Here is a 9,227-nt window from a genome sequence, read left to right as displayed (position 1 = left end):
CATCACGGTCTCGGGGGCAGGAGTGTCGTGCGTGCCGGTCGGGACGGGTGCGGCGGGTGGCCGCCACCCGTGGGGAGTGCAGGACCGGCGGTCAGGGCAGGACCGGCGGTCAGCGCAGGGGCGGGAGGCTCGGATCGCGGACCTGGGGAGACAGCGAGTCGCCGACCTGGTTGATCAGTTCGGACATCATGTAGCTGACCTCGCCGATGTCCGCGTCCCTGGTCGTGGTGACGAGGAGCGAGGCACCGCTGGAGACGGCCATCGAGAACATGTAGCCGCCCTCCATCGCGGTGAGGCTGTGCTCCACGGGATCGGTGTTGGTCAACTGGGCTGCCGCGGAGAGCAGGTTGACGACGCCGGACGCGATCGCGGCCAGCCGCTCGGCGTCGTCGCGTTCCACACCGGTGTACGCCAGCGCGAGTCCGTCCACGGACACGGCTATCGCCTGGGTGACTTCCGGAAGACGCCCGGCGAAATCGCTCAGGATCCAGCTCAGGTCGGAGGAGGTGGTCATTTCTCGGTCCGTTCGGTGTTGTCGTCCGGGGCGGAACGCCCCCGGTGGTTCGTGCTCCGGTTGATCCCCTGGGCGTAGGCCGCCAGCACGTCGGAGACCTGTCGGGAGTCCCTGCGACGGGGCGACGGCCGTGGCGCACCGGCCCCGGGGCGCTGTTCTGCGCCCTCCCGCTTCCCCGCGGCGGGCCACTGCTGAGGCGCCCTGCGCTGCCGCAGGGGCAGCCCCGAGGAGCTGACACCGGCGACACGTGACACCGGCTCGTCGTGCACGGGGTGCGCCGCGGGCCTGGTGTCGTGGTCCCGCTCACGGCTGGAGCCGCGGGGCCCGTCGTGGCCGGGCGGGGTCTCCCGCTCGCCGCCGGCCGGGGCGCCGGCCCCGGCGGTGCCGACGCCCGCCCCGACCGGGGCGCTGCCGTGGCCGGGTCGTGTCCTCGCCGCGGCCGGCTGCCGGCGGCCCCCCGGCCCCGGCGGTGTGATCGGCCGGGGCGCTTCGTAGCCGACATCGTTGCCGAGCGTGCCCGGCGTCGGAGCCTGGTCTTCCTTGAGGTCCAGGGCCAGCACCTTCGCGGGCAGCGTGACCTCGGCGATGGTGCCGGGGCCGGACGAGTCGCGCAGTTCCACGACGATGCCGTGGCGCGCGGCGAGCCGTGCCACCACGTGCAGCCCCATGGACCGTACGTCGCCGATGCCGGCCTGCGGTTCGAGCAGCGCTGCGTTGTGGACCGCGCGGCGCTCCGCGGTGATGCCCACGCCCTCGTCGACGATCTGCACGACGGCCCGGTCCCACAGCCGCCAGACGGCGACCCCGACCTGCTTGTCCGGGGGCGAGTAGCGGGTCGCGTTGTCGAGCAGCTCCGCCAGGATGTGCGCCACGTCGTGCACGGCGCGGGCGGTGACTCCGATCCCCGACTCGATCACCCCGAGGGAGACGCGGTCGAACCGCTCGATCTGCTGGGCGGCGGCCACGATGACGGTGGAGCAGCCCACATCGGCCGACCGCACCCGGGCGTTCCCGTAACCGCCCAGCACCAGGAGGTTGTTGGTGTTGCGCTCCATGCGGATGGCGAGGTGGTCGAGAGCGAAGAGGGTCTTCATCCGCACGGGGTCGGCCTCGTCGCGCTGCACCGTGTCCAGCTCGGACACCATGACAGCGGTCAACCGTGCTCCCCGGCGTGCGACACCGACCAGCGTCTCTGCCAACTGCTCATGCACATAAGCCTGCTGGGCGGCGAGGCGGACGGCCTCGTGGTGGACGGCGTTGAACGCCTCACCGACCTCGCCGATCTCGTCCTCGCCCGTGGTCCCGACCGGGTCACCGGTCCGCCGGGCCACCTCCTCGGGCGTCGCGCCACGCAGCGCGCCGGGCTGGGACAGCTCGCTCATCACGGCGGGCAGCCCGGAGTGGGCGACCTCGTGCGCGGCGTTGCGCAGATCGCGCAGCCGCCGGACCATGACGCGGCCCAGGCGGATCGCGACGACGACGACGCCGACCAGGGTCAGCACCACCAGCGCGACCTCCGCGCCGGCCGTCCAGATGAGGGTGGTACGCACGTCGGAGACCTGGGCGAGGACGGCCGCGTCGACCCGCTTCTCCACCGAACGGAGCAGCTCCTGACGGTCGTTGGCCGCCTTCTGCCATTCCTTCGGGGTGACCGTGATGTCCTTGCCGGTGCCCGTCCGCCCGATCTGGTCCTCAAGGCGCCGGGCCTCCAGGGCCTTCGCCCCGGAGAGGGTGCGCTCCAGCCAGGTCCGCCATTCGCCCGGCCCGAGGTCGAACATGGCGCCGGTCGACTCGGTGTAGCCCAACCGCCCGGCGTCGAAGGTCCGCTGCGAGGCGATGGTGAAGCCGCCCGCGGCCTGCGCCCTCATGACGGTGACCTGCTGCTGGGCCGTGTGCTCGGCGGCCTCGGAGAGGGCCGCGGCGGCGCGGATCCGGTCCGCGATATCGGCGTCCACGCCGTCCGCCTGCGCGATGCCGTCGCGGTAGCTGTTGAGGTCGGCGATCACGATGCGATAGCCGAAGGCGAGGGCGGAGACGGTGCTGCTTCCCGAGCGCACCTGGGCGCGGAGGCCGGGCATCTCCTCGACGAAGCGCTCGATACGGTCCAGGGCGCCCCGGGCGCTGCCCGGTACCGCGGAGAGCCCCTTGGTCCGGCTGCGGAATCCGGCGATGCTCTCGTCGGTCGCGTTCGCACGTAACCGGAATGCTTCCGCGTCTCCCTGTTCGGAGATCAGGGCGGTGGCCGCCGCCCGCTCACGCTGTAACCGGTTGGCCAACTCGCTTGCTCCGTCAGCGGCTTCGACCATCGAGGCCAGCCGGTCGGCCTGTAGCGCCTGGTTGGTCGCGGGTGCGAGTGCCAGGACCGAGAAAGCGACGGCCACGGTGAGCGGTGCGGTGACGAGGAGTACGAGGCGACGATTGATTTTCACTGCGCGGCTCCGTCGCCGGAACCGGGCTTGAGTATCGGTGACACGCGGATACCTGTACCTGTTTACGGATGGTGGGGGGTGTCGGTGAGGGCGTGCTGGTGGGGGAACGATGACGGTGGGGGGAGCGATGCCGGTGGGGCAGCAGAGGCCCCAGGGGCGCGCGGCATGATCCTATGCCGTAGTACGCGCCTCCGGATGGGTGAATGAGCGAAAAATCTGCGCACCGAGTGCACAGAGGTGTTTGGACTTCGCTCACAAGTAAGCACAAAACAAAGGTTCTTGACCATGTCCGCCGTGAGTCGCGGCCCGGGCGGGCTGTGTATCGCCGAGACGGGCCGACGGACCGGTCAGGTTGAGGCGGTCGGCTTCGCCGAGCAGGTAGCGGCGCTCCACCTGGTTGTCGGTCAGGGTGGCCGCCTCGCGGTACAGCGTCGCGGCTCCGGCCGTGTCGCCGGTCATCCGCACCAGGTGGGCGCGCACCGCACGCTCCCGCCGCCGGGTGAGAGGGTCCCGGTCCAGTCCGTGGCGCCGGTTGAGGCCGTCGAGCAGTGCCAGCCCCCGGACCGGTCCGAAGGCCTGTGCCACCGCGACCACCCGGCTCAGTCGCACCGTGGCGGTCGGGCTGAGGCGTTCCAGCCAGAGATACAGCAGGGCGATCTGCGGCCAGTCCGTACGTTGGGGAGCCGCGGCGGCGGCGTGCAGGGCCGCGATCGCGGCCTGGAACCGGTACGGCCCCGGCTCGCCCCGTTTCCAGACCCTGTCGATCAACTCGGTTCCTTCGCGAATGAGTTCGCGATTCCATCGGGTCCGGTCCTGCTCGTCCAGCAGCAGCAATCGGCCGTCATCGCCGGTGCGGGCGGCACGCCGCGACTCGGTGAGCAGCATGAGCGCCAGAAGGCCGGTCGCCTCCGCCTCGTCCGGCATGGCGTCGACGAGAGTCCGGGTCAGCCGGATCGCCTCACCGGTCAGATCGAGGCGCGCGAGTTCGCCGCCGGCGGACGCCGCGTAGCCCTCGTTGAAGACGAGATAGAGCACCTTCATGACGGCGCTCACGCGGCCGGGCCGGTCGGCGGCGGTGGGGGCGGTGAAGCGTGCCCCGGCACGGGTGAGTTGCTGTTTCGCGCGACTGATCCGCGTCCCCATGGTGGCTTCGGACGTTCCGTACGCATGCGCGATCTCGGCGGTCGTCAGGCCGCCGACCGCGCGCAGGGTGAGCGCCACCTGGGAGGTGTGGCTCAGCGCCGGGTGACAGCAGAGGAGCAACAGCGTGAGGCTGTCGTCGGCCTCCTGCTGAGGACCCGCCCTGCGATGCGTCTCCTGCATGGCCAGTTCGGCCAGGCCGACTTCCCGCTCGCGTCGGCGCCGCGCCTGGTCCGAGCGGAGCAGGTCGACCATACGCCGGTAGCCGATGCGGATGAGCCAGCCGCGTGGATCCTCCGGTACGCCCTGGGCCGGCCATGTCCGGCTCGCCGCCAGCAGCGCTTCCTGCACCGCGTCCTCGGCCGTGTCGAAGCGGCCGAAGCGTCGCGCCAACGCGCCGAGCACCTGCGGTGCTTCGGCGCGCAGCAGCATCTCGACGTCGATGTCGAGGGTCGTGTCCAGCCCGCCGTTCACCGCCCCGGCGCGGTGTGTCGCCCGGGTCGGGCCCGGTGGGGATCCGCCGGTCACGCCGTGAAGTCCTCGCCCATGACCGGCCGGATCTCGATCGGCTCGCCCAGCACCTGAACGATCCGCGAGGCGATCTCCACAGCCCGTTCCCGGTCGGCCACGTCGATCACCGCGAAGCTGGCCAGAACTTCCTTCAACTCGGCGAACGGTCCGTCGGTCGCCATCGTGCCGTCCGGTGTCCGGTGGACCGTGGTGCTGACCGCCGGATGCCCCAGGCCCTCGGTGCTGACGAGCTCACCGGTGTCGAGCAGTTCCCGCTCGAACCTCTGGTAGACGGTGAACGCGGCCAGCGCCTCCGGGGACGGGGACTCGGCGGTCGCGGCGTCCCAGGCGGCGGCCGATGTGTAGCCGAGCAGCAGGTACTTCATCGCGGTTGCCCCCTCATATCTGGTCCGGATGATGGTAGAGGAGGTCACGGGGTACGCCGCAGGGACACCGCGACAACGGTCGTCCACGTGAAGGCGACCAGGCCGTTCACGGCGATCTGGATGCTCATGCGGTCCGGTGACATGGGCAGGAGCAGGATGAACGCGACCACGCCGTTCAGCACGGCCGGAAGCACAGCACCGCGGCGGACGCACCGTACGGCAAGGGCGACGGCGGCGACGGCCAGTGCCAGGAAGGCGATGGCCGCCGAGGCCGAGTGCGCGATGCTGTGCCAGGACATCTGGGCGACCGGCCGGTCCGGGGTGCCCACCGGAAAGCCGTTCTCCGGATCCATGGTGAACACGCCGGCGGCGATCAGCCCGACGCCGAAGACACCGACGCAGACCGGCAGCACCCGCCGTCCCGGTCCGTCGCGGAAAGTGCGCCTGATACCGGCGGCCAGCGCAAGGCTGCCGAGACCCGCGAGCACGAACGTCATGATCTGGATCCAGCCGGGGCCACCGGTGGCGAGCTGGCTGATGGGGTGCCGGGTGATGTCGAACCCCGTACGGGTGAGCATCTGGACGACGGCCGAGGCGGCGAAGACCGGACCGGCGAGGGCTCCGGCGGCCAGCAGGCGGTCCGGGGTGCGAGCGGTAGCGACAGCGTGGGTGGTCATGGCTTCCTCCTTGGCAGGTTCTCGCGGCTACCTCGTTGCCGGTCCCGGAATCTCGACCCGTTGGTGAAGTGACCCACGGCACATCCGGTCGGTGTCGAGATCGGGCGGGCAGCTCCGAGGTAGCCGCGAGAACCCATCAAGGAGGACGACATGTCTGAGACCAACGCGCCGAGCGCCGAGCTGAAAGCCCTGGACCGTCTGGTCGGCACCTGGACGGTGACCGGCGGAGCCGAGGGAACCGTGCGGTACGAGTGGATGCCCGGCCGGTTCTTCCTCATCCAGCACGTCGAACTCAGCCAGTTCGGCGAGCCGGTCACCGGCATGGAACTGATCGGAAACCTCCGCCCGTTCGGCGAGCCGGTCGGTGCGGACGTGGTGTCGCGGTACTACGACTCGAACGGCAACACCTTCGACTACGTCTACGAGCTGGTCGGCGACAAGCTGACCATCTGGGCCGGCGCGAAGGGCAGCCCGGCCTACTACGAAGGCACGTTCAGCGCGGACGGCACCACGGCGACCGGTGACTGGGTCTACCCGGGCGGAGGCGGCTACACCTCGACCATGACCCGAATCTGACACGCGGCCGCTACGGAGATGCCGCCGCCCCCGCTTGACCGGCCACGTATCAGGGCAGGCGGGGACGACGGCATCCGCCGCTCAGATGTCCCGGAAGATCTCGATCTGCGCGCCCACCGAGTTGAGGCGCTCGGCCAGCTCCTCGTAGCCGCGGTTGATCACGTAGACGTTGCGGAGTACGGAGGTGCCTTCCGCCGCCATCATCGCCAGCAGCACCACCACGGCGGGCCGCAGGGCGGGCGGGCACATCATCTCGGCGGCGCGCCAGCGGGTCGGGCCCTCGACCAGGACCCGGTGGGGGTCGAGGAGTTGGAGACGGCCGCCCAGGCGGTTGAGGTCGGTGAGGTAGATCGCGCGGTTGTCGTAGACCCAGTCGTGGATCAGGGTCTGGCCGTGCGCGGCGGCGGCGATCGCCGCGAAGAACGGGACGTTGTCGATGTTCAGGCCGGGGAACGGCATCGGGTGGATCTTGTCGATCGGGGCCTCCAGCTTGGAGGGCCGCACCGTCAGGTCCACCAGGCGGGTGCGCGCGTTGTCGGCGGCGTACTCCGGGGTGCGGTCGCAGTCGACGCCCATCTCCTCCAGGACCGCGAGCTCGATCTCCAGGAACTCGATCGGCACCCGGCGGATGGTGAGTTCGGACTCGGTCACCACCGCGGCGGCCAGCAGGCTCATCGCCTCGACCGGGTCCTCGGAGGGGGAGTAGTCCACGTCCACGTCGATCTGCGGGACCCCGTGCACGGTGAGCGTCGTCGTGCCGACGCCGTCGACCCGTACGCCCAGGGCCTCCAGGAAGAAGCACAGGTCCTGGACCATGTAGTTGGAGGAGGCGTTGCGGATGACGGTCGTGCCGTCGTGGCGGGCTGCCGCCAGCAGGGCGTTCTCGGTCACGGTGTCGCCGCGCTCGGTCAGCACGATGGGCCGGTCCGGGGAGACGGAGCGGTCGACCTGTGCGTGGTAGAGGCCCTCCGTGGCGGCGATCTCCAGGCCGAACCGGCGCAGCGCGATCATGTGCGGCTCGATCGTGCGGGTGCCGAGGTCGCAGCCGCCCGCGTACGGCAGGGTGAACTGCTCCGTCCGGTGCAGCAGCGGACCCAGGAACATGATGATCGAGCGGGTGCGGCGCGCGGCGTCGGCGTCGATCGCCTCCAGGTCCAGCTGCGCGGGCGGCACGATCTCCAGGTCCACGCCGTCGTTGACCCAGCGGGTGCGGACCCCGATGGAGTTCAGCACCTCCAGGAGCCGGAACACCTCCTCGATCCGGGCCACCCGGCGCAGGACCGTCCGACCCTTGTTGAGCAGCGAGGCGCACAGCAGCGCGACGCAGGCGTTCTTGCTGGTCTTGACGTCGATGGCCCCGGAGAGCCGGCGGCCGCCGACGACCCGCAGATGCATGGGCCCGGCGTAACCGAGCGACACGATCTCGCTGTCGAGGGCTTCACCGATGCGGGCGATCATCTCAAGGCTGATGTTCTGGTTGCCGCGCTCGATGCGGTTGACGGCGCTCTGGCTGGTGGCGAGCGCCTCAGCCAGCTGCGTCTGTGTCCAGCCCCGGTGCTGACGGGCGTCACGGATGAGCTTGCCGATGCGTACGAGGTAGTCGTCTGACATGACGGCAGGTTATCTCAGATATGAGATGAGGCTGCTGTGGGGGTGTGCCGTTCGAGTGACGGGTGTGTACCGGCTCCGCGTGTGCGGCCTCTCCTCATCGTGACCCGCGCCCGAGCGAAGGGCGCGGTCCGCGCGTCCGTACGGGGTGATCCGCCATGCCGACAGCGCCCCCTCGCACGCTTCGGTGCGAGGGGGCGCGGGTTCACACCGCCACTACGCCGACGGGGGGCCGGCCGGGCCGTCGGGCGTCGGGGTGTCGAGGACGGCGGCCACGGCTTCGATCTCGACGAGCTGGTCCGCGTAGCCGAGCACGGTGACGCCCATCAGCGTGCTGGGCACGTCGTGGTCGCCGAACGAGTCCCGGACCACTGCCCACGCGGCCACGAGATCCTCCTGCCGGGCCGAGGCCACGAGGACCCGGGTGTTGATGACGTCCTCGACCGAGGCGCCCGCGTCGGCGAGCGCCGTCCGCAGGTTTTCCACGGCCTTCGCCGCCTGTCCCGCGTAGTCGCCCACGGCCACGGTCTCGCCGTGCTCGTCGAGCGGACACGAACCGGCGAGGAAGATCAGGCGGGACCCGGCGGGCGCGGTGGCCGCATAGGCGTACTCGGCCACGTCGGAGAGGGAGAGGGAACGGATCAGTGAAACGGCGCTGGTGCGGGTCACGATGGGTGCGTCTCCTGGTGCTGGGGTCGGCCCTGGAGTACCTCATCCTTTCAGCGCGCTTCGCGTTCCGCTTCCTCATTTCTTCCGGGCCGAACGCAGCCCTCGCGCCGTCCACTTGGGTGGAGCGCGTGTCGAAGGGGCATCCGTGGCTCGGTGATCCGCCGGGGGCGACCCGTACCGCGACTCGACCCGCGGCGAAATTCGGAGGCTCCGCGAACGGTGCGCCACTAGGGTGGCCCGATGGCTCCGATCAGGCAGGTACAGATCACCTTCGACTGCGCGTCGCCCTCGCGCGTCGCACATTTCTGGTGCGAGGTGTTGGGGTACGTCCTTCCGTCGCCGCCGGAGGGGTTCGCCACGTGGGGCGAATACGACCTCTCCCTGCCGCCCGAGAAGCGGGACGCGGGATTCGCCTGCCAGGACCCCTCGGGCGTGGGGCCGCGGCTGTACTTCCAGCGCGTTCCCGAAGGAAAGGTCGTCAAGAACCGGGTGCATCTCGACGTGCGCGTCGGCACCGGGCTCGTGGGCGAGGAGCGCCTGGCCGCGCTGGAGGCCGAATGCGCACGGCTGATCCCGCTCGGCGCGGTGCGCGGACAACTGCTGCTCGCCGACGAGGAGAACGAGTCCTGCCTCAACATGCAGGACATCGAGGGCAACGAGTTCTGTCTCGACTGACGCCTCCCCCGAGCCCTGTCCGCTTCTCTCTCGACTGTCGCGC

Annotated in this window: 9 protein-coding genes; 2 read left to right on the top strand and 7 right to left on the bottom strand. The window is 70.6% G+C overall.

The window, feature by feature from the left end:
• Window positions 1–109: 109 nt before the first annotated feature.
• The 5 genes from HET64_RS32255 to HET64_RS32235 form a co-directional block, all read right to left on the bottom strand.
• On the bottom strand, window positions 110–514 hold the full coding sequence (locus HET64_RS32255) for a roadblock/LC7 domain-containing protein (RefSeq protein WP_215110695.1): 405 nt from the start codon (window positions 512–514) through the stop codon (window positions 110–112).
• Window positions 511–2,943 carry a nitrate- and nitrite sensing domain-containing protein gene (locus HET64_RS32250; RefSeq protein ID WP_215110694.1) on the bottom strand — a complete coding sequence of 811 codons (2,433 nt, stop codon included), beginning with the start codon at window positions 2,941–2,943 and terminating at the stop codon, window positions 511–513. Before HET64_RS32250 ends, HET64_RS32255 begins: the two co-directional genes overlap by 4 nt.
• A 252-nt stretch (window positions 2,944–3,195) precedes the next feature.
• Window positions 3,196–4,515 (bottom strand): RNA polymerase sigma factor, encoded by a 1,320-nt coding sequence (locus tag HET64_RS32245; RefSeq protein ID WP_215110696.1) that lies wholly within the window; start codon window positions 4,513–4,515, stop codon window positions 3,196–3,198.
• A gap of 92 nt (window positions 4,516–4,607) precedes the next feature.
• Entirely contained in the window at window positions 4,608–4,979 is a 372-nt protein-coding gene (locus HET64_RS32240) for a YciI family protein (protein WP_215110693.1), read from the bottom strand.
• Between the two features lie 44 nt (window positions 4,980–5,023).
• Complete coding sequence (locus tag HET64_RS32235; RefSeq protein ID WP_215110692.1) at window positions 5,024–5,656, bottom strand: DUF998 domain-containing protein; 633 nt, start codon at window positions 5,654–5,656, stop codon at window positions 5,024–5,026.
• Between the two features lie 150 nt (window positions 5,657–5,806).
• On the opposite strand from HET64_RS32235, the gene HET64_RS32230 reads away from it, so the two are divergent.
• Window positions 5,807–6,232: a DUF1579 domain-containing protein gene (locus HET64_RS32230; protein ID WP_215110691.1), complete on the top strand. Its 426-nt coding sequence runs from the start codon at window positions 5,807–5,809 to the stop codon at window positions 6,230–6,232.
• A gap of 81 nt (window positions 6,233–6,313) precedes the next feature.
• On the opposite strand, the gene HET64_RS32225 is transcribed toward HET64_RS32230, so the two are convergent.
• Both HET64_RS32225 and HET64_RS32220 read right to left on the bottom strand, forming a co-directional pair.
• Window positions 6,314–7,843: a UDP-N-acetylglucosamine 1-carboxyvinyltransferase gene (locus HET64_RS32225; RefSeq protein ID WP_018956948.1), complete on the bottom strand. Its 1,530-nt coding sequence runs from the start codon at window positions 7,841–7,843 to the stop codon at window positions 6,314–6,316.
• Between the two features lie 213 nt (window positions 7,844–8,056).
• A complete protein-coding gene (locus HET64_RS32220; protein WP_215110690.1) occupies window positions 8,057–8,509 on the bottom strand; it encodes a RidA family protein in 453 nt (150 codons plus the stop codon).
• A 240-nt stretch (window positions 8,510–8,749) separates the two neighbouring features.
• Between HET64_RS32220 and HET64_RS32215 the strand changes: the two genes are divergently transcribed.
• Complete coding sequence (locus tag HET64_RS32215) at window positions 8,750–9,184, top strand: VOC family protein (RefSeq protein WP_215110689.1); 435 nt, start codon at window positions 8,750–8,752, stop codon at window positions 9,182–9,184.
• The last annotated feature ends 43 nt before the right edge of the window (window positions 9,185–9,227 follow it).

Origin of the sequence: Streptomyces sp. McG3, from assembly GCF_018619185.1 — a bacterium.
GTDB lineage: Bacteria > Actinomycetota > Actinomycetes > Streptomycetales > Streptomycetaceae > Streptomyces.
The sequence above is the reverse complement of the archived record's forward strand: the minus strand, read 5'-3'. Positions and strand labels throughout refer to the sequence as shown.

What these genes read in the sequence shown, in the direction of transcription:
- HET64_RS32235 (WP_215110692.1), bottom strand. Translation starts at nt 5,656, where the DNA reads ATGACCACCCACGCTGTCGCTACCGCTCGCACCCCGGACCGCCTGCTG.
- HET64_RS32255 (WP_215110695.1), bottom strand. Translation starts at nt 514, where the DNA reads ATGACCACCTCCTCCGACCTGAGCTGGATCCTGAGCGATTTCGCCGGG.
- HET64_RS32230 (WP_215110691.1), top strand. Translation starts at nt 5,807, where the DNA reads ATGTCTGAGACCAACGCGCCGAGCGCCGAGCTGAAAGCCCTGGACCGT.
- HET64_RS32225 (WP_018956948.1), bottom strand. Translation starts at nt 7,843, where the DNA reads ATGTCAGACGACTACCTCGTACGCATCGGCAAGCTCATCCGTGACGCC.
- HET64_RS32245 (WP_215110696.1), bottom strand. Translation starts at nt 4,515, where the DNA reads ATGCTGCTGCGCGCCGAAGCACCGCAGGTGCTCGGCGCGTTGGCGCGA.
- HET64_RS32215 (WP_215110689.1), top strand. Translation starts at nt 8,750, where the DNA reads ATGGCTCCGATCAGGCAGGTACAGATCACCTTCGACTGCGCGTCGCCC.
- HET64_RS32240 (WP_215110693.1), bottom strand. Translation starts at nt 4,979, where the DNA reads ATGAAGTACCTGCTGCTCGGCTACACATCGGCCGCCGCCTGGGACGCC.